The sequence below is a fragment of the Clostridiales bacterium genome (assembly GCA_017569285.1).
In the GTDB taxonomy this organism is placed as follows: domain Bacteria; phylum Bacillota; class Clostridia; order Christensenellales; family Aristaeellaceae; genus Aristaeella.
The window spans coordinates 2533527-2559190 of record CP069419.1 but is presented as its reverse complement, the minus strand read 5'-3'; the positions used below and the strand labels follow the sequence as shown (position 1 = coordinate 2559190).

The following is a 25664-nucleotide window of genomic DNA, read 5'->3' as shown; positions in this document are numbered from 1 at the left end:
GTGACAATAACTGTCCCCGGCGCCGGGACAGTCCGGGCGCCGGATTTTCCGCCGCGGAAAGCCTTTTTTGCCGGTTATGTTGAATTTGAGAATAATTTTCATTTTCTTCTTGACACAGCCTTCTTCCGGTGTAAAATGAGAGCAGTTTTCAATTCGCAAGGGGGTGTCCGCTGTGAACAGGCGCAGGAAGCAGGCCGCGCTGTGGGTCTGCCTGGGCTATATCGCGTTCCTGCTCATGGCTTCCGCCTTCATCGCGCTGGAAGCCGGCCACGACTGTGCCGGCAAGGACTGCGCGGTCTGCCTGCAGGTCGCCCGGATGCATGCCCTGCTCAGCCACGGCACGCTCCTGGGAATGGCCATTGCAGGTTCCTTTGTCCTGCTCCTGTCCGGGGCGGTCCGGTCTGTCCGGACTGCCGGCCCGGTGTTCTCCCTGTCGCCCGTCTCTTTAAAAGTCCGGATGAACAATTGATCTCCCCCGGGTATTTCTGTCTGTTATCACTGAAAAAACCGGAGGAATCACTGAAAATGAAAAAACTGCTTTCTTTTGCTGCAGCCCTTTTTGTGCTGCTGTCCTGCTTCGCGCCCGCCACAGCGGAAGCCGGAAAAATCAGCGTCGTCACCACCATCTTCCCCATCTATGACTGGGTCCGCGAAATCGTCGGCGCCAACGACCATGTGGATGTCTCCATCCTGCTCGACAGCGGTGTGGACCTGCACTCCTACCAGCCCACGGTTCAGGACATCCTGAAGGTGTCCACCGCGGACGTCTTTGCCTTTGTCGGCGGTGAAAGCGACGAATGGGTGGAAGGCGCCCTGGCGGAAGCCGTCAATCCGGAGATGAAGGTCGTCAACCTGGTGGAAGCCATGGGGGAAGACATCAAAATGGAAGAAATCGTGGAAGGCATGGAGCATGAGCACGACCATGACCACGATGACCATGATCATGACGAAGACGATCATGACCATGATGAGGATGACCATGATCACGACGAAGACGAAGACGAACATGACCATGACCATGAACATGAGCATGAGCATGAGGAAGAAGCGGATGAACACGTATGGCTGAGCCTGCGCAATGCGCAGAAGCTGGTGGCCGCCCTCACGGACGCCCTCTGCAAAGCGGATCCCGCCGATGCGGAAGCCTTCCGGGCGAACGCGGCAGCCTACATCGAAAAGCTGGCCGCGCTGGACACGCAGTACAGCGAAGCCGTGAATTCCGCCGCCTTCAGGACCATCCTGTTCGGCGACCGGTTCCCCTTCCGCTACCTCGCGGATGATTACGGCCTGGATTACTTTGCCGCTTTCTCCGGCTGTTCCGCGGAAAGCGAAGCCAGCTTTGCAACCATCGTATTCCTGGCCGGCAAGGTGGATGAGCTGGGCCTGCCCACCGTCCTGACCATCGAGAACCCGCGCACCCGGATTGCGCAGACCATCGTGGAAAGCACCCAGGCAAAGAACCAGAAGATTCTTTCCCTGGATTCCATGCAGGGGACCACGGCCGCGGATATCGCCGCGGGCGCAACCTACCTCGGTATTATGGAAAGCAACCTGGCGGTCCTCCGGGACGCGCTGAACTGAACATCTCCTGTGCCCGCATGCTGAATTCCGGATCAAAAGGAGGAACCTGAGATGAAGAAAGCCGTTCTGCTCCCGGTGCTTGGCCTGGTCATTCTGCTGCTCACATCATGCGCGCCGGCCGGCGGAAACCCGCCTGTCCCCGCGGAAACCGCGCCTGCCGCGGCCCCCGTCACGGTGGACCTGGATCTGTCCGGCATGAGCGGAACCGTGGTCTACGCCCAGGTCTACAACCTGCTTTCCAACCCGGAGGAATACATGGGAAAAACCATCCGGATTGCCGGTTACTACAGCGTATACGAGGATACAGAGCTGAACAAGGTATACCACGCCTGCGTCATCCCGGACGCGACCGCCTGCTGTGCCCAGGGGCTCGAGTTTGTCTGGAAAGGCGATCATACCTGGCCGGATGACTATCCGGAGGAAATGACCGGTATCACGGTCACCGGCCGCCTGGACAAATATGAGGAACTCGGCCTGGAATACCTGCACCTGGTCGACGCAGACCTGGTTTGCGACCCGTCCGGGGAGTAATCCCGGTCCCGCAGGCGGAAAGCAGTCCCGGAAGCCTTCGCTTCCGGGACTTTTCTGTCACTGCCTAATTCGTTCATCGGGTTCCTTCTGCAGGTAACACGGATCGCCCTGCCGTCCGGGTTCACCGGCACACCGGTACCCGGCAGGCCGCCTGCAGTTCTTTCTGCCACCGTGCCGCGGTTTCCTCGTCCGGCGCCCGGAACCCGTCTTCCGGCAGGCCCAGCTGCCGGCGCTTGTTGTTGCCCAGCGCGTGATACGGCAGCAGGTCCACCTGCCGGATCCGGGGAAACGCTTCGGTCAGCTTTCCAATCCCCCGAAAGTGCTCCGGCGTATCGTTCACGCCGGGGATTACGGGACAGCGGAGGATGATCTCCGCGCCTTCCCGGTACAGCATCTCCAGGTTTTCCCGGATCAGGCGGTTGTCCTGCCCGGTCCATTTCCGGTGTTCTTCGGGGTCTGTAATCTTCCAGTCAAACAGGAACAGCCCCGTATACGGCAGGATGGCTTCATAGGCCTCCGGGGCCGCATATCCGCAGGTTTCCACCGCCACATGGATATTCTCCCGGTGCAGCAGGATAGCCAGCGCGGCTGCGAAGGCCGGCTGTTCCATCGGTTCCCCGCCCGAGAGGGTCACGCCGCCGCGGCTGCGGAAAAAGGGCCGGTCCGGCAGGATCCGCTCCGCCACCTCTTCCGGTGTCATTTCCTTTCCGCTGATCCGGCAGGCCTCCGCCGGGCATACGGAAACGCACGTCCCGCACCCGGTGCAGCGGGCGGAATCCAGTTCCCCGTGCGCCCCGCGCGCCCCGGCCGGGCATACGGCGCACGCCCCGCAGTGCACACAGCGGGATTCATTCACCATCACCTGCGGTCCGGGCTTCTGCGCTTCCGGGTTATGGCACCACCGGCAATGCAGCGGGCAGCCCTTCAGAAACACGCTGGTGCGGATTCCCGGCCCGTCATTGACGGAAAACGGGATAATGTCCGTTACAGTTCCGCGCATCTCAGTACAGGGCACGGGAAAGCATATCCGCCTGGGTGCCGCTGTCCAGGTTCACAAACCGCGCGCTGAATCCGCCCACGCGCACAAACAGGTTCTGGTGCAGTTCCGGATGGATCATGGCGTCCTCCATTTCGCCCTTGTCCATCACGCTGATATTCAGGGAAAGGATTCCCATGTCAAACGCGGTGTCGATCAGGTCGCGCACCACGTCCGGATGCTTCCGGAACAGGTCCGCGCTCAGCTTCAGGTTCTGCGCCGTGCCGGCTGTCAGTTCCATCCGGGTGGAGGCCAGCGAGCGCAGCAGCGCCGGCAGGCCGTTGTGGTCCATGCCGGCCATCGGGTTGTTGCCGTTGGAAAGGTAGGTATACGCGTGCCGGCCGTCCGCCGTGGCCAGGGTGTTCCGCCCCAGGTCCACGTTCGCGCCGTTGTTGATCATTACCACCAGGTAGGAGCTCAGCCCCTGGGCCTTCGCCTGGGCGGCCGTCGTCTCAAACACGTGGGTGTTCACGGTCCGCGCCATGCCGTCCGCCACCGGGTCGTCATTGCCGAACTTCGGGCACTTCTGCAGTTTCAGGCGCAGCTCCTCATGCCCGGCGAAGTCCGCGTCCAGGATGTCCACCAGCTCCCGCAGCGTCAGTTCCTTTTTCTCATACACATATTCCCGGATGGCGGTCAGGCTGTCGGAAACCGTGGTGTTGCCGTAGGTTTCATATGTACCCGCCAGGTACCGCACGCCGCCGTCTGTCAGTGCCTTCGCCCGCTCCACGCAGTCGTCCATCAGCAGGCTCATCATCAGCATCGCGCCGTTTTCGCGCACCGTGTCATATACCAGGCGCTGGTGCCGCGCGGCAATTTCCGTAAAGTATTCCACCTGCTTTTTGTAGGCGTCCAGCAGTTTCTCAAAGGTGTCAAAGCTTTCCGGGGTGCCGAGGTTCAGCCCGTGGGGGCATCCGCGGATCGGGTCGGTCCCCTCGTGCAGCGTCACCTCCAGCGCCTTGGCCAGGTTGATGATGTCGTTGGGCGTGCCGATGCTCCGGTGCCCCAGCACGTATTCCCCGCATCCGAAGAAGCCGTACTGCTCCGCCTCACAGGGGGAAACATGCATCATGTTCTCCACCGCACGCACGGACGCCTCGTCGTTGAACAGCAGCGGGTAGGTCATCCCGTCCCCGAGCATCTTCATGGCAAAGCGGATCACTTCTTCGGAAAGCCCCTTGTACATCCGCAGGGAGAATTCCGGCTTCAGCTCGCGGAAGCGCAGTCCCGCCTTCATGATCGCCATGGATACGCGGTCCGCGTTTTCCGGGTTCCGCCGCCCGAGGCCGCCCATCACGATCCGCCCGTCGCGGCTGTCCGTTTCCTTCATCAGGCGGTAGAAGGAAAGCAGCAGTTCAACCGCTTCCTCCTCCGTCATGGTACCGCGGTCGATATCCTGCGCGTACAGGTCGCCCAGGTATACGTCCATCCGGCCGAAGTCCCGTCCGCCGGTCATCGCGGAATAGATCCACACCAGCTGCAGCGCGTCGCGGAAACATGCCGGCGCGCCGGTCTTCAGCCGTGCCAGGCTGTCCAGCACCGGCTGCACCCGGGCGGCATCCCATCCCTCCGCCTCCAGCTGCCGGAACTGTGCTTCATACAGGCCCAGGATCTCCGTCAGCAGGTCCGTCAGTCCCTCCAGCGCCTGCAGGAAGTCCTTCTGCTCCGCGGTAAGGGATTCGTCCCCTGCCCGGGCGGAAACCTCCGCCTTCAGTCCCGGCAGGCCCAGCTGTACCAGCTTGTCATAGTCCAGCTGGGAAAACACCAGCCGGTACAGGCCGAAGATCACGCCGGAGTCCTGCGACCACAGGTCGCTGGGCATCTCGCGCTTCATCTCGTCGTCAAACTTCGCGCGGACCTTCGCGTTCACGTTTTCCTTTTTCCAGTAATCAATCAGCCCGGCAATCTTCGCGCGGCTTTCCGCCGTCTGGGAAGAACGGTTCATCACCCGCTCCATCCGGCCGATATCCGCGTAGTATGACACGTTGTCCAGCCCGTCCGTATCGTCGTCCCAGTAGCTGGGCGCCACGCCGAGGGGGCGGAACATGCGCCTCCCGGCCAGCAGGTCCCCTTCCCGGGCGGGAGCGATGGCCGCGGGCAGGGAAACCTCCAGGCATTTCAGTTCCCGCGCAGCCAGGCCGCGCCCGCTGTTTTCCTGATACACCTGCGTATACCTGAACTCCATGTCCAGGCTGTCTTCCAGGTGCGCGTCATCCCAGGCCAGGTATCCTCTCATAGCCGACCTCCAAAAAATCGTTCGGTTGTATGGTTCGGTTCAATCATATTGTAAAAAACAGGCATCCAAAACCGAAGTGCATGAATGAGCAGAAAATATGCAAAAAGTAAGATGAATGATACCGGAAGTGCGTTTACATTTGATCCCATGCTTTGTATAATAAGGATATCAACGGAGGAAACATCAATATGCTGATTGAATATGGCAACACGGTTGTCTGCGATACATGGGAACTGAATGAGGAAACACCCACGGGTTATTCCCGCATCTATTATGTCCTGGAGGGCGATGTCACCTATGAGGCGGCGGACGGCCGGCAGACCCTGAAGCCCGGATACCTCTATGCCCTTCCCTCCACGGAACCCTACCATGTCTGGCGGAACAAGTCGAAGGATTTTGCCTGCACCTACCTGCATGTGGATTTCAGCAAATACCGGGTCAGCAGCCTCATCGAGCTGCCCGTGGAAAAAGGAAGCTGCCTGGATGATTTCATCGTCACGGTTTCCGCGGCCATCCGGGAGGAACGGATCGAACTGCTCGAGCAGCTGGCGGAAGCCTTCTCCTCCTTCCTCAAAAACCAGGAGGGCTTTATCCGGAATTCCCAGATGCTCACCCGTGTGCAGCGCCATATCGTCCACCATATTTCCGAAGACCTGACCATCGAGCGGCTCAGCGAGCTGTTCAATTACCATCCCAACTACTTCATCCGCCTCTTCCGGCGGGAGACCGGCTACACACCCTACCAGTATATTGTGCAGCAGCGCATGCAGTACGCGGTCACCCAGCTCAACCAGGGGCTGCCGAATGAGGAGGTCTGCTATTCCTGCGGGTATACGGATTCCTCCACCTTCACCCGCGCCTTCCGCAAATATTACGGGGTCGCGCCCCAGAAATACCGCAAGGGTTTCCGCAAGCCCTGAAGCGATTGGCTCATTCCGATTCTTAACTTTTGCACATTTTAGCTTACCTGCGGCACTTTTCGGCGGCAGCTGATATTGATACAATTTCTATAGCATCAGCGACAGTCGTAAATCAATAAATACCGTCAGGGGAGGAATGAGCCTTGTCCGTTATCGGCACACGTATTCCGAAGCATGAAAGCGCATTCAGCCGCTGGCTTCGCGGATTCGCCGGGTACAGGAAGTACGGGGCCCTCACCCTGATGTTCATTCCCGTTGTGCTCTATTTCTTCGTCTTCAAATATATCCCCATGGGCGGGATTGTCATCGCTTTCAAAAACTTCAAAATCAGCCAGGGCATCTTCGGCAGCGAATGGTGCGGGTTCGACCAGTTCCAGAAGCTGTTCCGCACGCCCACCTTCAGCCGTTCGGTCACCAACACCCTCGCAATCAGCGGGCTGAAGCTCCTCATTTGTTTCCCGGCGCCGATCATCCTGGCGCTCCTGATGAACGAGGTGACCCACCTCCGCTTCAAGAAAACCGTCCAGACGATCTCATACCTTCCCCACTTCCTCAGCTGGGTCGTCCTGGCCGGTATGTTCCAGCAGCTGCTTTCGCCGAATAACGGCGCTGTCAACGCCGTTCTGCGGGATGTTTTCGGCGTAAAGGAATCCATCTATTTCCTCGGCAGCAACACGTATTTCCGCGGAACGCTGATCGGGACCGACCTGTGGAAGAACGTCGGCTGGTCCTCCATCCTCTACCTGGCAACGATTTCCGGTATCGACCCGACGCTCTATGAAGCCGCCACGGTCGACGGCGCCACCCGGTGGCAGTGTACCCGCTACATCACCCTGCCCTCCCTGGTCAGCACCATCGTCATCATGCTGATCCTCAGCGTCGGCTCCATCATGGACGCGGGCTTCGACCAGGTGTTCAACCTCTACAACAGCGCCGTATACAAAACCGGCGATATCATCGATACCTATGTATACCGCTACGGCCTGGGCGAAATGAAATACTCCTTCGCCACCGCGGTCGGCCTCTTCAAAAATGTGATTGCCTTCGTCCTGGTGCTGGGCACCAACCTGGTTGCCCGCCGCATCAGCGGTGAGGGAATCTGGTAAGGGGGCGGCCGGATATGATGCAGAATAAATTCACCGTCGGCAAAGCCCTGATTTACCTGATCCTGGTCCTGCTCTGCGGTTCCATCGTCATCTGCTTCTGGCACCTGCTCAACCTGAGCCTGAGTCCCAGCTACATCGCCACCAAAGGCGGCCTGCTCCTCTACCCGAAGGACGCGACCCTGGATAACTACGCCAAGGTCATCGGCAATCGGTACATCTGGCTGGGCTATAAGAACACCATCATCCGCACGGTCATCGGTACGGTGCTGCAGCTGTTCTTCACCTCCATGGGCGCCTATGTGCTGAGCAAGAAGTTTTTCCCGCACCGCACCTTCTGGACGCTGTTCATCGTCTTCACGATGTTCTTCTCCGGCGGTCTCATTCCCAATTACCTGCTCGTCAAGGAGCTCGGCCTGCTGAATACCTACACGTCCATGATCCTGCCGGGGCTCATCAGCGCCTACAACATGGTCATCATCCGCAACTATTTCCAGTCAATCCCGGAGGATATTGAGGAAAGCTGCCTCATCGACGGTGCCGGCCGGTTCCGCATCTTCCTGCAGTTCATTCTCCCCCTGTCCAAGCCCATCCTTGCCACCGTCGCCCTGTGGCTGGCCGTGGGCCACTGGAACAGCTGGTTCGACGTCCTCATCTATATTTCGGACGACACCAAGTTCACCCTGCAGATTGTCCTGCGGCGGATTATCCTCACCGGCTCCAAGGAAATCCTGGATACCAGCGCCGCGGCCAACGCGGCGGAGATGGAATCCATCGTTTCCTCCGAGGGCCTCAAGGCCGCCTGCATCTATGTCACCACCCTTCCCATCCTCTGCGCCTATCCCTTTGTGCAGAAGTTCTTTGTGAAGGGCATCATGATCGGATCCCTGAAAGGATGAGATCCTTTCCGGAAATAAAAAGGAGGTAGCAAAAATGAAAGGAACCCGTATTCTTGCGCTGGCGCTGGCCCTGGTAATGGTCCTCGCGCTGGTCCCGACCGCCATGGCCGAGGATGAACCGATCAAGATCTCTGTGGCCGGTTACATGTTCGGACCGATCGACAACGAGAAAGACGTGATCACCCCGGCAGTGGAAAAGATGCTGAAGGAGAAGCACGGCATCAATGTGGACATCGAAGTCGTCTACATTGAGCAGGGCAACTACGCCGAAATCCTGAACACCCGGCTTTCCGGCGGCACCGCTCCCGACGTGTTCCTCGCGCAGAGCACCACCACCCTGAATGAATACTACGACCAGGGCGTCATCAAGTCCTGGGATGAGGAATTCTTCAAGGAGAATGCCCCGGACGTTTACAACTTCGTCATGAACGGCGCCGCCTACGGCGACCTGGCCGGTGATGTGGAAGCATGGAAGAAGGCCTCTGTCCGGGACGGCAAAATGATCGTCCTCCCGTCCTTCAAGCCCGACGGCTCCATGCCCTACAAGACCCTGATCTACCGCGGCGACTGGCTGGACAAGCTGGGCGTGACGGAGGAAACCCTTCCGAAGACCGTCGATGATTTCGTAGCCCTCATGGAACGCTTCGCCAAGGAAGACCCGGACGGCAACGGCCAGGATGACACCTACGGCTGCTCCATCACCGCGATGAAAGCGCTGTTCGGCTCCTACGGCCTGGGCACCGGCTTCTCCGGCAGCAATTCCTACTGGGTCCTGCGGGACGGCAAGGTTGCCAGCAGCGACGTCACCGACGATGCGAAGGCTGTCATCGGCATCCTGGCTGACATGTATGCCAAGGGCCTCATCGACAAGGAATTCGTCGCCGGCAAGGAATCCGTGGAAGGCAGCTACTGGGCCATCTCCCACGGCATGGTCAACGGCCTGTACGGCGTGAGCGCCAACGCGTCCATCGACCACTACCGCCTCAAGGGCATCGCCGGTCCGGAAGATGCGGGCGGACGCTGCGCGACCGAATACTGGTCTGTCAACGGTGAAGACTCCACCTTCGTGTACGGCCCGTGGCCGGCAGGCCCCAACGGCGATTACGGCTGGGAAGTCGGAACGCCTGTGGCCGTCAGCGAAAGCGCGGTCTACAACGCCAAGATGGACGACGAGAAGCTGGCAGTCATCTTCAAAATCCTGAACGCCTTCGCGACGGATGATGAACTGTACATGCTCGCCTTCGCCGGTATCGAAGGAGAACACTATACCAAGAATGAAGACGGCACCATCACCCGCACCATGGGTAATGAAGACCTGAACGCCGTGGGCGTCTGGGGATGCCGCAGCCTGTACGGCAGCGACCGTGCCTTCTCCGAGCTGGCCTACAACCTGGCCTTCTACAATGACAAGACCATTGCGAACCGCCTCAACTGGTTCAAGAAGGATCAGTACAACAGCTACATCCAGGATGTCGTCACCGAGACGCTCCCGAGCGCCGGTGAACTGTTCGCGGAAGTGAACACCATCCGTGATGAAGCGTATGTCGACTTCATCCGCGGCGATCGTTCCCTGGACACCTGGGATGACTTCGTAGCCGACTGGATGGCCGCCGGCGGCGAACAGCTGACGACCGAAGCCAACGAATGGTACGCGTCCCAGAATTAAGTGACTGCGTTCATGCAGGGGGCTGCCGCGGGTTTCCGCGGCAGCCCCTGTTTCTCAGATCCCCTGCCGGTTCGTCCCGGCCTGAACGTCGGGAACTGCTTTGCGTGAGAAGCGTTCCCGGGAGGAGAATTCAGCGTGGAACTGAAAGCGTTTTTTGATTCGGAGATTGCCCCCTGCGTCCGGGCGGACGGAGGGTGGCTGGAACTGGAGTGCGAGGAAGGCGGCACGGCCGTGCTGAAGGCCAAAGGCGAATGCACGCGGTGCATTTCCCTGGACCGCTGCCTGCGCTGGGCGGAATCCCGCGTAAAACAGGAGCTGGGGCGGGAAATCCGCTTCACCGCCGTTCCCGATCCGTTCCTGTGGAGGAGGTAAGCAGATGGCACATGTCAAGGTAATCCGCCGGTCCCTCCTGCCCGATGAATGGACGCGGATCCGCATCGGCTGGCTGAAGAAGCGGCTCATCGCGAAGAAATCGGAAATCACCGGCTGGACCGTCCGGGAAGGGCGCCAGACCGGCGAAAACGCCTATAAAATGTACGACGATACGCCCCGTCCGCTGAACCGGGGTGATGAATACTTCACCCCGGACGGAACCGCCTTCCTCCATGCAGAGACGGAAGTTCCCCCGGAACTGCGCGGGGCGGAAAACCTGCGGCTCATGCTCACCACCGCGGGCGAGATGCTCGTGCGCGTCAACGGCCGCCTGCAGGGCGGCATCGACCCGAACCGGGAAACGCTGCTGCTCCCGCCCTCCGCGGACGGCCGCTACGTCTTCGATATCGAGGGCTACAACCGTTCCAAGCCGGATGACGACCGGAACGAGGATACCATGCGCTACAAGGGCTGCCGCCAGGTCTTCCAGGGCGGCTGGTTCGTCGTGGAAGACGGGGACGCCGCGGAGCTGTACCGGGATGTTTCCCTGTTCCTGGATATCCTCCGCGGCGGCGAGTTTGACGAGGATTACACCGCCCTCGTGTCGGACCGCCTGTACCACGCGCTGTCCATCGTGGACCGGGATCCGGAGGGCGGCATCAGGGAGGCCCGGGAATACATCGCGAAGGAGCTCTACGGCAATACGCTCTACCGGGGCAGCGGCGCGGTGGCGCTGGTGGCCCACAGCCACCTGGATATCGCCTATTACTGGCGGCGCATCCACGCCGTGCAGAAAAACGCGCGCACCTGCCTCATCCAGCTGGAGCTCATGGACCGCTTCCCTTTCCTCACCTACACCCATACCCAGGCATTCCTGTTTGAGTCCCTGGAGAAATACTATCCGGACCTGTTCGCCCGCGTCGCCGAAAAGGTGCGCACCGGGCAGTTTGAGCCGGCCGGCGGCATGTACGTGGAGTCGGACTGCAATATCCCCGCGGCGGAAAGCCTCACACGGCAGTTCCTCTACGGCCAGCGGTATTTCCGCGAGAAGTTCGGCAAAGCCTGCGGCAACTGCTGGCTGCCCGATGTGTTCGGCACCAGCGCGGTCCTGCCGCAGATCCTCCGGAAGAGCGGTATCCGGTATTACGTTTCCAACAAGATGTCCACCTGGAACGACACGAACCGCTTCCCGCACAACAGCTTTATCTGGCGCGGGCTGGACGGCAGCGAAGTCTATGCCTGCGTTCCGCCCACCCATTTCATCACCGCCGCCGCGCCTACGGAGATCATGCAGAACTGGAACGCCTACCAGGATAAGAACTCCGGCGCGGCCACGCTGTGCATGTACGGCTACGGCGACGGCGGCAGCGGCGTTACCGAGGAGATGCTCCACACCGTGGAGCGCCTCGGCAAAGTCTCCGCCATGCCGCAGGTCACCCTCACCGGCGGCCAGCAGTACCTGGAGGAAAACCTCAACGAAACGAAGGACCTGGCCGTCTGGGACGGGGAGCTGTACCTGGAAATGCACCGCGGCACCTTCACCACCAAGTCCGACCTGAAGCGGCAGAACCGGCAGCTGGAAATCCTCCTGCGCGACATGGAACTGGCCGCCTCCCTGCGCTGGCTCGCGGGCGGCGCCTATCCCGCGGAAACCCTGCGGGAAGCCTGGAAAAAGCTCCTCGTCAACCAGTTCCACGATATCCTCCCGGGCAGCCATATCCGCCCGGTATTCGAGGACGCCATGGCGGACTATGCCGATATCCGCAAAACCTGTGAATCCCTGGCCGCCCCGGAACCGGGCGCGCTGTACAATACCCTGAGCTTTGACCGTTCCCTGCCCGCCTTCGTGCCGGATCCCGCCGGGAAGGAATCCCGCCTGGGCGTCCCGGGCCGGTTTGTCCGCGGCGCCATGCCGGCGCTCAGTCCCGTGCGGGAGGCCTCGCCGGCGGAAGACCTGTCCTGGATCCGGACAGAAGAGCTGCCCGGCGGCGCACTGCGCGTGATCACGGATACGCTCGCCGCGGTCGTGGAACCGGACGGCAGCATCTCCTCCCTGCGGGACGCGTCCGGACGGGAATACACCCAGGGCGCTTTCAACAAGCTGCGCCTGTTCAGAGACGTCCCCGGCAATTACGACGCGTGGGACATCCTCGCCACATATCCGGAAATCGAGCTGCCGTTGCGGCTGGACCGGGCCGTGTCGCTTTCCTTCCGGGACGGCGGAACCGCGGCGTTCACCTGCGCGCTCTCTACGGAAAAGAGCCGCTTCACCCGGACCCTGCGCTTCTTCCGGGGCGTCTGCGCCGTCGAAACAGAGCACCATGCCGACTGGCACGAGGACCACGTCCTTGCCCGGGCGGAGTTCGGCTGCGCGGTGCGCGCGCCGTACGCCCAGTGCGATACGGGCGCCGGGTTCATCACCCGGGAGACCAACCGCAACACCACCTGGCAGCAGGCCCGCTTCGAGGTCTGCCAGCATAAGTGGACCGACCTGAGCGAAACCGGCGGCGGCGTCGCGGTCATCAACGACGGCAAGTACGGCGTCGGCATCCATGAAAATGTCATCTCCGTCAGCCTGCTCCGGGCTACCTGCCGGCCGGACCTGGTGTCCGACCGCGGAACCCACGATTTCGGATACCTCATCGTTCCCCATCCCGGCAGCGCCCAGGCTGCGGGCATCAACCGCCTGGCGCTGGAATACAACACGCCCCTGCTGCAGGCAGGCCTGCCGGCCTTCCGCCTGCCGGATACGGGCACCCTCTTCCTGCAGGGCATGAAGCAGTCGGAGGACGGGCAGAAGCTGATCCTCCGCTTCACCGAACAGGACGGTTCCCGGGGCACGCTCCGCTTCCCCTGGCCGGTCACGGTCACAAACCTGCTCGAGGACGGGGAACGCGAAACGGACGTGCTGGAATACAAGCCCTTTGAGATGCTGACGGTGGCGGTGGATCCGCGCCGTGCGGCGTCCCTGCTGGAACAGTAAACGGACACGAATATGGAGGAATCAGCCGTGAAGGAACTGAAACGGGTCTGGCATATCGACGTGCTGCACCATTCCCACACGGATGTCGGATATACGGTCCGGCAGGAGCTGGCTGCCCGCCAGCATGCGGGTTTCCTGCGCGGCGCAGTGGAAATCCTGCGCCGGGAGGACGCCGAAGGGCAGTCCGGCTTCCGCTGGCAGTGTGAGAACTTCTGGCAGGTGGAGCAGTTCCTGGCTTCCGCGGATGAAAGCGAAAAGGCGGACCTGGTCCGCTATGCCCGGGAAGGCCGCATCGGCCTCAGCGCGTCGTACCTCAACCTCACCGACCTCATCGACGATTCCGTCCTCCGGGAGCACCTGGAAAAGGCTTGCGCCTGGGCGGAAGAAAACGGCCTCACCCTTTCCAGCGCCATGACGGCGGACGTCAACGGTTATTCCGCCGCCCTGCCGGACCAGCTCTCAGAAGCCGGCGTCCGGTATTTCTACAGCGCGCTGCACACCCACCACGGCATGTATCCCCTGCGTCACAATCCCGCCTTCTTCCGCTGGCGCGGACCGGCGGGAAACAGCGTGCTCGCCTTCTGCGGGGAGCACTACCACTGGGGCCACGTCCTGGGTCTCTGCCCCCGGGGCACCTCTTCCTTTATGCTCAATGACGATTTCCTGCGGGATATCGAAAGCGGAAAGCTCTTCACCACCGACGCGGAAACCACGGACGCGGAGGAACTGTCCCTGGCGGTCGCCCGTATCACCCGGTACCTTGCCGGCCTGGAGGAATCCGGCTGGCCGCTGGACTTCGTGCCCGTATTCGTCAGCGGCATCCTGTCCGACAACTCCCCGCCCAACGCCCGCGTGGCGGAGCGGATCCGCCGGCTCAATGAGTGCTTCGGCGGCCGGGTCATCCTGGAGATGACCACCCTGGACGCCTTCTTCGGCAAACTGGAATCCTCCGGCACGGAGATCCCGGAATATGCCGGCGACTGGACCGACTGGTGGGCGGACGGCATCGGCTCCACGCCGCAGTCGGTCAAACTGTACCGCGAGTCCCAGCGCTGCCGGAACACCGCCGCCCTGCTGGATCCGGACGGAAAGTATACCGACCCCGCCCTTCGGCAGGAAGCCGGGGAAAACATGATGCTCTACGCCGAGCACACCTGGGGCCATTCCGCCTCCGTGTCCGATCCGTACAGTCCGCTCGTCCATTCCATGCTCATGAAGAAAACCGCCTTTGCGGCCAACGCGCATACCGCGGCGAACGCGCTGTTGGACGGTGTGCTCGCGGGCCTCGGGAACCGGGACATTTACCCGGAGCGTCCCGGCCGCGCGCGGGTGCTGAATCCGTATCCCTTCCCGGTCACCGTGCCGGTTTCCGTTCCGCTGCTGGGCTGGGAGTATCCCGGCGGCTGCCAGCCGGAAAACCGCCCGCTGGCGCTGCGGGATACCGCCTCGGGCGAACTCCTGCCCTCCCAGACCGGGCCCGGTCCCCGCGGCCGCCTGACGGAAACCGTGCTTACGCTTGCCCCCGGGGAAAGCCGGGAACTGCAGCTGGAATACGCCCCGGCGGATGAAAGTATGCCGCCGCATACCGCGTCCATGTGTGCGGACGCCATGACCGACCAGGCCGGAATCCCCGGCCTCGCCCTTCCGGAATATATCGAAACCGACTGCTTCACCGTCCGCACCGACCCGGCGAAGGGCATCGCCTCCATCACCGACCGCCGCACCGGGCAGGAGCTCCTGGACCCGGCCAGCCTCTTCGGAGCTTTTACCCCGCAGTATTTCATCACGCCGTCCGACGGGCCGGTCACCTCTTCCCGGCGGCAGATGGGCCGCCGGCGGGTCACCGTAAATACACGGGAATATACCGCCCGGCCGAAGCGCTTCTCCGTTGCCGCCCAGGGGCCGGTCTCCGTCACACTGCGCGTGGAGTACGACCTGGAGGGAACGGACGCCTGCATCCTGGACCTGAAGGTCTACCGGTCCATCCCGCGGATGGACGCCCGCCTGCGCCTCCGCAAAAAGAGCTGCCCGGACGCGGAGGAAATCCAGCTGGTGCTCCCCTTCCGCACCGCCGGCAGCAATGAAACCTGGATCGACAAAACCGGCTGCGTCATCCGTCCCGGCATCGACCAGCTGCCGGGCACCTGCCAGGCTTTCTGGTGCCTGCAGAACGGCATCCTCCGCCGGGGGAATACCTCCGACCTGCTCGTTACCAGCCCGGATGTGCCGCTGGTTTCCTTCGGGGAAAACGAAAAAGGACCCGTCACACTGTGCGACGGGCAGAGCATTGAACTGAACCGGGCGGAGATCCGCTCCCGGGTCATGAACAATTACTGGGAAACCAATTTCGCGGCGGACCTGGGCGGCTGGCACGAATTCCGCTGGATCGTCACGCTGGAGCCGCCAGCCCCGCCGGAAACCCAGCTCCGCCGCAGTGCCGCGCTGGCCGCGGGCCTGCCGGTGCTGGAGCTGTAAGCCGGGAAACAGTCATAAAAGACGGATGCCCTGCCGGGCATCCGTCTTTCTGTTTATTCAACCGTAATCAGGTGCGGTTCGCTCAGCAGGCCGGAAGCGGCCAGGCGGTAATTGTACGTCCAGCTCATTCCGGTGCTCCGCCATGCCTGCGGGCCGAACCAGGTCACCGCGTAATCGTTCAGGTGGAACGTCCCGAAGGAGTTGATCCGGCTGGGATACACCGTGATGTCCAGGGTGTGCCTGCCTTCGCTCAGCTTTCCGAGATCCGCCTCCGACGGGGAAAGGGACAGGTTCGCGACCCGTTTCCCGTCCAGCTCCGCCGTCACACACGGTGCAGAGAACAGCCCCAGCCGCAGCCGCAGGTGTTCGCCGCCCTCCAGGTGCCAGCGGTACGTCAGGGCGCCGGAGTAGAACGGCAGTCCCTGCGTCGTCCAGTCGCCGAACGCCAGCTTCCGCGGCGCGGGAATCACCACGGTCTCCGTGCCAGTCACACGCACGCCGAAGTCACCCAGCAGGAACATGTTTTCCACACTGGTGGCGGCAGCCAGCGGCCGGGTAACCTCAATGGTGTTCACACCTTCCGGAACCGGTCCTGTCGGGAAGCACCGGATGGCTTCATCCGTAAAGTATCCGTCCGGTTTGCTTTCCAGCGGCGCGCCGTTGAACAGCACGCGGCATTCATCGGCGTCCTCCAGCGCCAGGCGCGCGGAAGGCAGGGGAATCTCCGTGCGGAACGTAATCCGCAGGGACAGGGTATGCTCCGCCTTCTCCTGCTGCAGGATCCACGGCTGCGCGCCGGATGCGGCGGCGACGGAGATCCCGTTCTTCCGCTTGGCCTGCAGGCCAATGCGGAGCATCTCCTCCCGCGGCTCCCAGGGACCGTCGTCCGTCCGCCATTCAGCGGTATCCAGCAGCAGCACGTTGTCCTCGCCAGGGATGATTTCCTCCGGCGGCGGCAGCAGGCGTTCGGCGCGGTCTCCGCTGTCTTTGGCCAGTTCCTCCGCCATGCTGATGCCGTAGCTGCCGTACAGCGCGGCTTCCTGCGTCCCGGATGCCGTCCCGGTCCGCGTTCCCGCCGGTTCCAGCCGCAGCAGCAGGCTGTCCTGGGTGAAGCAGTTCCAGGTAAAGTCGGTGGTGTTCTCCCCGCAGGTCGTTTCCAGCGGGCGGATTTCCCCGGTCAGGGTATCCCACACCTCCACTTTCCACCGGCCGGTCAGGGAAATAAAGTAGGTTTCCATCTTGTCCGGCGTGCCGTGCTTCGCCGGCTGTCCGCGGACAATCAGCACGCTGCGGCCTTCGCCGTCATCCCGCATGGCGCACAGCATGCAGTTGGCGGGGCGTCCGCGCAGCGTCCGGATCCGGATGTCCCGCAGGTCTTCCAGGCTTTCGTTCAGCCGCACACGGTCCCAGGGCAGGCGCTCGCAGCGCTCGCTGAATCGTTCCGCGTCCCCGCTGGGCAGGGCGTCCACATACTTTGGCGCGCTGCCGAGGAAGATCACCCGCCCGCCGCGGTCCCGGAAGGCTTCCAGCGCTTCCAGCGTCGTGCGGCGCATCGTCTCGCATCCGGGCACAATCACCACGTCATAGGCCATTTCGCCGACGGTGAACTTTTCCTTTTCCCCTTCCCGGATCAGCCTCGGCAACGTGGATTCGCAGATATAATCAAAGTCCAGTGTATCCTCCAGCAGCCAGCGCGTAATCTCATTGAAGCGGCGGTCCAGCTCTGCCCGCTTCAGGCCGGTCCGGTCGTCCGGGCCGTAGGCGATCCAGCAGGATTCCACCGGGTGGATTACGCCGATGCGGATCCGCGGTTTCCCGCGGGTCATCAGGGTGTTCACCCGGGCAAAGTGGTTCTCGATGAACGGGTACTCCCGCCACCAGGCGCTCTGGTGCCCGATGGAGGCGGGATAGTCGCGTTTGGATTCCCCGTGCATGGAGCACCAGTACAGGTGCGGCACGCGCACTGTCACGCCCAGGGCGGCCTGCCAGTCGCCCTGCAGCTTGTGTCCCTTGAAGTCGAAGTCCCAGTTCGTCACCCCGTACAGCTCGCTGGTCACGCCGGGGCATCCCTGCTGGTGCGCGGCGGAAGCCGCCTGCTTCACGGTCAGGAACTCACGCCCGTCGCACAGCATGTCCACCCCGGGAAGCGTGAAGGCGCGGTAGGCGCGCATACACTCGCCCACGGAACGGGACTGAGCTTCCAGGGATCCCTCTTCCATCATATGGCCGGTCATCAGGATGCCGTTCTCCCGGCACCAGTTACCGATCTGGTCGCAGAAGGCGGATACAAACCGCTCGGTTGAATGGTCAAAATAGCGCCAGCGCACCGGGGAGATTCCCTCCGGCTGCTCCCAGATCACCTCCGGCAGGCGGTCCAGCAGGCTTTCACCCCACGCCGCGCGGTAGGTTTCGTCCAGGTCGTCCGTCCAGGACAGCAGCATATCCTGCAGCCCGGTGGAACGGGAGAGCACCGCCTTCCGCGGCATCTGGGGCTCGTCGGTAAAGATTGCCGGGCAGATCCCGCCCAGGTCATCGCCCAGCACTTCCTTGTACCGTTCATGGGTGATGCGGATAAATTCCTTGATGGCAGCGGGTTTCATGGTGTCCACATACCCGTTGAAATGGAACCACGCGCTGGGCTCCGTCTGCTTCAGCACCGCGTGCCATACCGTTCCGCCCGCTTCCTCGCCGTCCGCCAGGCGGCGGTAGCTTTCCAGCGATCCGTTCCCGTCCAGCTTCACGCTGTACCGGGCCAGCAGCTTCCCCTTGCCGTCCTCCGGCGCTTTCGGCGTCACCAGCAGGAACTTCTGGCGGTACTCCGGATTCTCCGTCACAAAGCCCCCGGCAAATCCGGAGGGCCACCGGTCCTCGTCATACAGCCAGGCCAGCATGCCCTGCTTCCGCGCCTCCTCCACGCAGGTGCGGATGCGCCCCATGAATTCGTCGCTCAGGTACGGAACGGACATCCCGCTGCGGACGTGCATGTGGAAGCCGCCCATTCCCATTTCTTTCATGTACCCGATTTCCCGCTTCAGCAGGTCCTCGTCCAGGCCGCAGTTCCAGGCCCAGAAAGGCGTGCAGCGGTATTCAGACCCCGGATTCCGGAACAGTTCGGGATCCGGCCTTTGTTCTTTGGAGCGGGGATACAGCACGGTCATTCTCCTCTCAGATATGCAGGTCGCTTTCATCGCCGGCCGCCGGGCGGGCCAGGCGCACAGTCACAATTTCAAACGGGCGGAAGAACACGGTGAACGTGCCGTCCCGCACCTGCAGGATCTCTCCCGGATCCTCCGCCAGCGAGCAGATGCAGGCCTTGCTGAACGGCAGGAAGGGATGGATCAGGGCGGAACGCGCCCCGCCCATGCTCTCGTACATCCGGATCACCATGTCGCCGCTTCCGTCCTCGGCCAGCTTCACGCTTTCCACGGTCACGGCCGGATCGCTGCAGCTCATCAGCTTCAGCGGCACGGAGGAACCGGGCACGGTGATCAGCGGATCGTTCAGGGCTTCCGCCGCCTCCGCCAGGCCGCTCCGTTCCATCGGGCCGTCCCATACGCGGTAGGCGTAGATGAAGCGGTGGAATCCGCGGTCCGCCGCCGCGTCCGGATAGGTCGGCGAGCGCAGCAGGCTCAGGCCGATCACGCCGTCCTCGGCGGATACGCCGTACTTGCAGTCGTTCAGTACCGCCGCGCCGTGGGTGCTATCCCGCAGGGCGGTCCAGGCGTGCGCGGCCACCTCAAACCGGTCTTCGTCATACTTCCGGGACCGGTGGGCCGGCCGGGAAATATAGCCGAACTGGATCTGGTGGTCCGCGTTGTCCGCGTCAATGCCTGTGTCAAAGGAAACCTTCAGCAGGCGGTGGCGTTCCTGCCACTCCGCCTCGGTAATAAACTCAAGCTGCGACTCCTCGGCCGTCAGCCGGATCTGCTGCGTAATCACGGAACCGGAGAACTTCGCGGTAATCTTCAGCTCGGCAAACAGCCCGCTCGCGCATACGATTTCCGCCTCGTACTCCGCGTCCATCGGCACCTCGCGCCGTTCCGTCTGGCTGTCGATGTCCCAGGCGTCAAACCGCCGGGGCAGGTCGCGGTACAGGTGGAACACGTTGGAGGCGGAGCGGACCCGTTCCCGCCCGTCATGCAGCGTGATCATGGACAGCAGCTCGCCCTTCTGCGAAATTTCGCACCGCAGGCAGGTGTTCTGCATGATGTAGCTGCCGCCCTGCCGGGTCACCGTGGCGCTGCTGCGCACCGGCACCTCGGCCGGGTACATCGTCAGCGCGGACATCGGCTCCAGGTGGGCCAGCACCAGCGCCTCCCCGCGGTAAGCCGCCGCCTGGAAGCGCATGCCCTCCCGGGTCACCGCGCCGTTCACAAACCGGTCGTCCGTCCGGATAATCCGGGTCACCCCGTGGGGGGACGGATTGAATACCGTCACGCCCAGCCCGTTCCGGCAGAAGGCCAGCAGCGCCTCCCGGGCGCCGCGGACCGACGCGTCGCGGATCCGGGCGATGTCCACCTTCGCCTCTTCATACACCCGCGCGATCGAGGATCCGGGCAGGATATCGTGGAACTGGTTCGTCAGCAGCAGCTTCCAGTTCTTCTCCAGCTCCTCCGCCGGGTATTTCGCCTTTCCGGCAAAGGCCGCCATGGCCGCCAGCATCTCCCACGCGCGCAGCACGTGCTCCGCCCGGCGGTTGCCCTTCTTGATCATCGCCTGGGTGGTGTACGTTCCGCGGTGGCAGGGCACATACAGCTCGCCCCGGAATATCGGCAGGGACCCGTTGTCCCGTTTTTTCAGGTAGGCTTCCGGGGTCATCCAGTACAGCTTCGGCGCGCCCTGCAGGTCCTTCTGGCGGCGCACCTGCTCCATATCGTCCCGGGACGGTCCGCCGCCGCCGTCTCCCTGGCCGAAGGGCAGGTAGAAGTCGCAGCTGCCGTCCTGTTCCAGGCGGCTGGCCCAGCGGGTATGCACGGTCTTCGCGTCCACCGGGGTTTCATAGAACATATGCAGGAACGTCGGGATCGTCGTCCCGTCCAGCCCGCGCCACAGGAACGCGTGGTGCGGGAAGGGTTCCGAATCGTTGTAGGACCAGAAAATCTTCTGGGTGGTCAGGCCGGTCATCCCGAAGCCCTTGATGATCTGCGGCAGCGCGGCGCTGTAGCCGAAGGTATCCGGCAGCCAGGCCACGCGGCTTTCCACGCCCAGCACCTCCCGGAAATACCGCCTTCCGTACAGGAACTGGCGCACCAGCGCCTCCCCGCCCGCCAGGTTGGTATCCGGTTCCACCCACATGCCGCCGTCGGCAATCCAGCGGCCTTCGGCGATCGCGGCCTTCACTTCCTCAAACAGCTCCGGATAGTTCTGCCGGCACAGCTCGTATTCCGCGCACTGGCTCTGCAGGAACATCATCTCCGGGTATTCCTTCATCAGGCGCAGCACCGCGCCGAAAGTCCGCGCGGTTTTCCGGCGGGTTTCCGCCATCGGCCACAGCCACGCCAGGTCCAGGTGGGAGTTGGCGATCACGCCCATGGACGCGGCAAAGGTTCCGTTGTGGGCGTTCACCAGCGGCGCGATCTGCTTCCGCGCTTCGGCATATGCCTGCCGGCGCTCCGGCAGGGGCAGCTCCGCGTCCAGGGTATCCAGCATCCGGCTGAAGCCCTCCGCCAGCGCTTCCCGGAATCCGTCGTGCGGGTCCAGGTAGTCATGCACGTCCCGCAGCACCGTCAGGTCCAGCCACAGCTGGTAGGCCTCCTCGTTCCACCACCCGAAGGTGCTCTTCCCGGTGGATACGCGGCCGCTCCGCGTAAAGGTCACTCCCTCTTCCGGGAAAACCGGCCGGCTGGGATGGTCCGGCAGCGGCGTTCCACCGTACACCTCCATCGCGATGGAGAACTGCTCGCCGCCCTCCGCCTTCCGGCACACCACCTGGTCGGAGATATACTGGTGCGGATGGTCCATCCGGTCCGCCCGCCGCGCGCCGAAAACCTTGCCATTCACAAACAGCACGGATTCCCCGCCGGGATTCAGGTCCATCACAATCCGCTCGCCGCGGGCTTCCTCCGGCACCGTAAAGCTTCCGAACATCCAGGCATAGTCCCAGGCCTTGCCCCATACCTTTCCGGCCGGCCAGGGCGTCCGGGCATAGGTTTCCGCCTCCGCCAGGGTCAGCGCCCCGGGCGCCAGGAAGCCTTCCAGTTCAATCTCCCCGATCGGGTGGTACAGGTCCGCCTCCAGCGCCTCAATCACATGCGCAAGCTGTTCGCGGATTTCGTTGATCATTCAGGTTCTCCTTCCCCTCCGGCAGAATATCAGTAGCTGCCCTTGGTATCGAATGTAACGTCCGATGCTTCCTTGTGGCGGGAGTGTTTGCACCGCTCCATCAGCAGGTCTTTGAAAAGCTGTTCGTCAAACGGGATGTCCACCGGCTTCCCCAGCCAGGAGGACAGGTGCATCGCGTTGGAAAGCGTCAGCCCGCGGATACCTTCCCGCCCGTCGGCGGTCAGCGGTTCGCCGCGCAGGATCCGTCCGGCAAAGGCGTTGATCACGCCCGGGTGCTGCGGGTTCTTCCCGTCGGTTTCCACCTCAATAGTTTCCGATGCCGGCTTTTTGAAGCCTTCCTTGCAGTTCGCGCACCATTCGCGCTCGTCCGTTTCCAGGCGGGTAAAGGTCAGCTTGTTGTATTCGCAAACCACCTTGCCCTTCGTTCCGGTAATCTCCAGGCGGTTGGTTCCGGGCGCATCGCCCGTGGTGGTCACAAACACGCCCGTCGCGCCGTTTTCAAACTCGAGGTACGCGGTCACGTCGTCCTCCACCTCGATGTCGTGCCATTTCCCCTCGTGGCAGAACGCGCACACGCGCACCGGCAGTCCGCACAGCCACTGCAGCAGGTCCAGCTGGTGCGGGCACTGGTTCAGCAGCACGCCGCCGCCTTCCCCGGCCCAGGTCGCGCGCCACGCGCCAGAGTCATAGTAGTTCTGCGTGCGGTACCAGTCGGTAATCAGCCAGGAAACCCGCTTCAGCGTGCCGATCTCGCCGCTGTCGATCATTTCCTTCAGCTTCCGGTACACGCAGTTTGTCCGCTGGTTGTACATCAGCGCGAAGGCGAGCTCCGGATGGCGGTCCGCCTCCTCGTTCATTTCCCGCACCTGCAGGGTATACACACCGGCAGGCTTCTCCACCAGGGTATGCAGCCCGTGCCGCATGGCGGAAATCGCCAGCCCGGGATGCTGGTAATGGGGCACGCAGACCATCACCGCTTCGCATTTGCCGGAAGCGATCAGGTCCTCGCCCTCGTTGAAAATCTCCACGTCCGGAAGGTGCTCTTTGATCCATGCCCGGCGGGATTCCCGGCGGTCCGCCGCCGCGGTGATCACCACCTCCGGGCACATTCCGGCCAGGATATTCTCCACATGGCCCGTTCCGATATTGCCCACCCCGATAATACCCAGTCGTACCTGTTTCATCGGATTGTCCTCCTGTTTTCCGTCGTTCAGATCAGGTTCCGCAGCGCGCCGCATGCCGCGTCAAACGCCGCGTCCGCCGTGGGATAAACACCCTCCGGCATCGTCCGCTTCGCGCTGTTCGAGCCCTGTTCCAGCCCCTGCAGCCCGTCAAACACGCGCAGGTGCGGCTCCACGGTCATCACTTCGCCGCCCCGTCCGGTATAGTCCTTCAGGATTTCCGGCAGGTGCCCGATGCCCTTTCCCGCCGGCACCACCGTACCGTCCGCCAGGGCGTCCTTGATGTGCATGTAATAAACCCGCTGCCCCAGCAGCTTCCACGCTTCCGGGATATCCTGCCCGCACTGAATGAAGTTGGCCGGGTCGAACACGCATTTCAGGGAAGGCACGGCGTCCAGGATGTCTTCACACCGCACCGCGATGTCGCCGTAGATCCCCTTCTCGTTCTCATGGCACAGGGCAACCCCGGAGCCTTCCGCGATTTCCGCCATCTGTCCCAGCCGGTCGATCACCTCGTTCCGGCAGTCCGCCGGGTCCGCGCCTTCCGGCAGGTAGAAGGAGAACATCCGCAGGTTCCGGCACTCCAGCGCCCCGGCCAGCTCCAGCGTGTGGCGCAGCAGGTCCAGGTGTTCCGGGAATCCGCCGCCGTCCAGCGGGATCTTCCCGATCGGGGAGCCGACGGACCATACGGACAGCCCGTTGTCCTTCAGCTGCCGCAGGATCTCTCTGGCCTCCGCCACAGTGTGCTTCACAATGCTCCGCCCGTTCACGCCGCGGATCTCCGTACCGTCCAGGCCGTTCCGCTTCATCGCGGCAATCTGGCCGCTGAGTTCGGAAGCCGCTTCATCCGAGAAAGCAAAAATCTTCATGGTTTCTCTCCTTCCGGTTGTTCCTTATATCTCAATGTGGATTTCTTTTCCCCTCACAGCCAGGCCGTCCAGCCCTGCGTGCGCGATTCCCTCCGGCAGGAAGGGTTTCCCGGGGGTTCCGTCGGCCTCCAGTCCGAAGATTCCCCAGAGGATCATGGCCAGGTACGCGGCCGCGCTCCAGGTCTGCTTTTCGCAGGAGCGCCATTCCAGGTATTTCCCGCCGCCCTCCTGGATCCCGCCGTAGATCCGCCCGTCCTCCGGATGGTAGATCTCGGCGAACTGCCCGTCCCGCACCGCGTTCCGGGCCAACGTGTACAGCTCGTTCGCGAACAGGTCTCCCCGCCCGCCCTTCAGCGCGGCCAGTGCCCAGAAGCCCTGGATGTGCGGCCACACCGTGCCGCAGTGGCGCCCGAATCCCATTTCGCGGTAGGGCGGGAATGCCGGCCACACACAGGGGATTCCCTGCCCGGTCACGTACGCGTGTTCCAGGATGGATCGGGTTTCCTCCCCGTCCGCGATCCCAAACAGGATTGCGAAGGCCAGCCCCAGGCCCTCCTGGGCGTTGCATTCCTTCGCCAGGTAATCGAACAGTCCGATCCCTGGGTTCCAGAACGTATGCCGGATGGCTCCCTTCAGTTCGTCCGCCCGGCGGGTCCATTCGCTGCCGTCCTCATGATTGAAACTGGCAAGCCGGGCAATCACGCGGAACGCGTGCTCATAGATGCAGTTGGTGGACAGCGCCTTCATCGGGATTCCCCCGCCGGTCGCTGCCCGTTCTTCGGGATGTTCTTCCGGCCAGCGGAGAATGGAGGGGCTCATGGACGGATTCCGGTATTTCGGGGGATAGGCGGATACGCCGTCCCCGTAGACCGCCGGACCCCGGAGCAGCCCGTCCTCCGGGTCAAACTCCTCCCGGATGCAGTCCTCCGCGGTCCGTTTCAGCACATCGTACGCCAGGCATGCGAAATCAGCGTCCCCGGTCACATCCCAGAGACGCTCGGCCCCGATGGCCCAGATAATCCGGTCCCAGTACTGCCCGCCGACCACCGGTCCGTCTTCCCGTTCCTCCAGCACGCCCAGCAGGGTGTTCCGTGCTGTTTCCGGGTCCAGCAGGGCCTCCGCGAACCATACGTTGATCGCGGCGTCCCTTGTCCACTGGGTCGGGTAGTCCGCCCCGGCCATCAGGCACGGGCGGCTTTCCCGCAGCAGTCCGGCCCGCACCGGCTTCATGTTGGATGAAAGCGTTGCCGCCGCAAGGATAAAAGCCTGCTCCAGGATATCGTTTCCGCAGGAAAAGCGGGGACATCCGGCAGGGTTGTTCATGGAATTCCTCCATCCTTCCCGTCCCGGTCCGGACGGGCGGCTGCATTGTCTTTCTGTCTCTGTGGTCATCATACCGCGCCGGCGCCTCTCCCGCAAGGGAAAATATAACAAAAAATATGCAGAAATTCACATCGCCCGGTTTCTCCCGGTTCCCGGCACACAGGAAGCGCCCCGGCCCAGTCCAGCCGGAGCGCTTTTCCATGTTAT

General features: G+C 62.7%; 17 protein-coding genes. 10 read left to right on the top strand and 7 right to left on the bottom strand.

The annotated features are described in order from the left end of the window. The first annotated feature begins 172 nt into the window (after positions 1-172). From JNO48_11120 to JNO48_11110, 3 genes are read left to right on the top strand one after another with little or no spacing between them, the layout of a single operon-like run. Entirely contained in the window at positions 173-469 is a 297-nt protein-coding gene (locus JNO48_11120; GenBank protein QTE67739.1) for a hypothetical protein, read from the top strand. A 56-nt stretch (positions 470-525) separates the two neighbouring features. Next, positions 526-1581: a zinc ABC transporter substrate-binding protein gene (locus JNO48_11115; protein QTE67738.1), complete on the top strand. Its 1056-nt coding sequence runs from the start codon at positions 526-528 to the stop codon at positions 1579-1581. Positions 1582-1632: 51 nt separating this feature from the next. Then, complete coding sequence (locus tag JNO48_11110) at positions 1633-2112, top strand: hypothetical protein (protein QTE67737.1); 480 nt, start codon at positions 1633-1635, stop codon at positions 2110-2112. Positions 2113-2233: 121 nt separating this feature from the next. On the opposite strand, the gene JNO48_11105 is transcribed toward JNO48_11110, so the two are convergent. Both JNO48_11105 and JNO48_11100 read right to left on the bottom strand, forming a co-directional pair. Then, a complete protein-coding gene (locus tag JNO48_11105) occupies positions 2234-3127 on the bottom strand; it encodes a glycyl-radical enzyme activating protein (GenBank protein QTE67736.1) in 894 nt (297 codons plus the stop codon). Next, a complete protein-coding gene (locus JNO48_11100) occupies positions 3114-5384 on the bottom strand; it encodes a hypothetical protein (protein ID QTE67735.1) in 2271 nt (756 codons plus the stop codon). The genes JNO48_11105 and JNO48_11100 overlap by 14 nt, the downstream gene beginning before the upstream one ends. A 188-nt stretch (positions 5385-5572) precedes the next feature. On the opposite strand from JNO48_11100, the gene JNO48_11095 reads away from it, so the two are divergent. The 7 genes from JNO48_11095 (at position 5573) to JNO48_11065 (ending at position 15802) form a co-directional block, all read left to right on the top strand. Beyond that, positions 5573-6304 carry a helix-turn-helix transcriptional regulator gene (locus JNO48_11095; GenBank protein ID QTE67734.1) on the top strand — a complete coding sequence of 244 codons (732 nt, stop codon included), beginning with the start codon at positions 5573-5575 and terminating at the stop codon, positions 6302-6304. A 242-nt stretch (positions 6305-6546) separates the two neighbouring features. Next, positions 6547-7410: a sugar ABC transporter permease gene (locus JNO48_11090; GenBank protein ID QTE69753.1), complete on the top strand. Its 864-nt coding sequence runs from the start codon at positions 6547-6549 to the stop codon at positions 7408-7410. A gap of 14 nt (positions 7411-7424) precedes the next feature. Further along, a complete protein-coding gene (locus JNO48_11085) occupies positions 7425-8306 on the top strand; it encodes a carbohydrate ABC transporter permease (GenBank protein ID QTE67733.1) in 882 nt (293 codons plus the stop codon). Positions 8307-8340: 34 nt separating this feature from the next. Further along, positions 8341-9972: an extracellular solute-binding protein gene (locus JNO48_11080; protein ID QTE67732.1), complete on the top strand. Its 1632-nt coding sequence runs from the start codon at positions 8341-8343 to the stop codon at positions 9970-9972. A 135-nt stretch (positions 9973-10107) separates the two neighbouring features. Beyond that, positions 10108-10344: a NifU family protein gene (locus JNO48_11075; protein ID QTE67731.1), complete on the top strand. Its 237-nt coding sequence runs from the start codon at positions 10108-10110 to the stop codon at positions 10342-10344. Positions 10345-10348: 4 nt separating this feature from the next. Further along, entirely contained in the window at positions 10349-13327 is a 2979-nt protein-coding gene (locus JNO48_11070) for an alpha-mannosidase (GenBank protein ID QTE67730.1), read from the top strand. A 27-nt stretch (positions 13328-13354) separates the two neighbouring features. After that, positions 13355-15802 (top strand): hypothetical protein, encoded by a 2448-nt coding sequence (locus JNO48_11065; GenBank protein ID QTE67729.1) that lies wholly within the window; start codon positions 13355-13357, stop codon positions 15800-15802. Between the two features lie 53 nt (positions 15803-15855). On the opposite strand, the gene JNO48_11060 is transcribed toward JNO48_11065, so the two are convergent. Genes JNO48_11060 through JNO48_11040 form a run of 5 tightly spaced genes read right to left on the bottom strand, consistent with a single transcriptional unit; the run spans position 15856 to position 25457 of the window. Then, the gene (locus JNO48_11060; GenBank protein QTE67728.1) at positions 15856-18954 is read right to left on the bottom strand and encodes a hypothetical protein; all 3099 of its coding nucleotides are present in this window, start codon (positions 18952-18954) and stop codon (positions 15856-15858) included. 13 nt (positions 18955-18967) lie between these two features. After that, positions 18968-22084 (bottom strand): alpha-mannosidase, encoded by a 3117-nt coding sequence (locus tag JNO48_11055; protein ID QTE67727.1) that lies wholly within the window; start codon positions 22082-22084, stop codon positions 18968-18970. 29 nt (positions 22085-22113) lie between these two features. Continuing rightward, positions 22114-23268, bottom strand: a complete 1155-nt coding sequence (locus JNO48_11050; GenBank protein QTE67726.1) for a Gfo/Idh/MocA family oxidoreductase — start codon at positions 23266-23268, stop codon at positions 22114-22116. 26 nt (positions 23269-23294) lie between these two features. Continuing rightward, on the bottom strand, positions 23295-24134 hold the full coding sequence (locus JNO48_11045) for a sugar phosphate isomerase/epimerase (protein QTE67725.1): 840 nt from the start codon (positions 24132-24134) through the stop codon (positions 23295-23297). Between the two features lie 24 nt (positions 24135-24158). Then, positions 24159-25457 (bottom strand): hypothetical protein, encoded by a 1299-nt coding sequence (locus JNO48_11040; protein ID QTE67724.1) that lies wholly within the window; start codon positions 25455-25457, stop codon positions 24159-24161. Positions 25458-25664 lie beyond the last annotated feature (207 nt).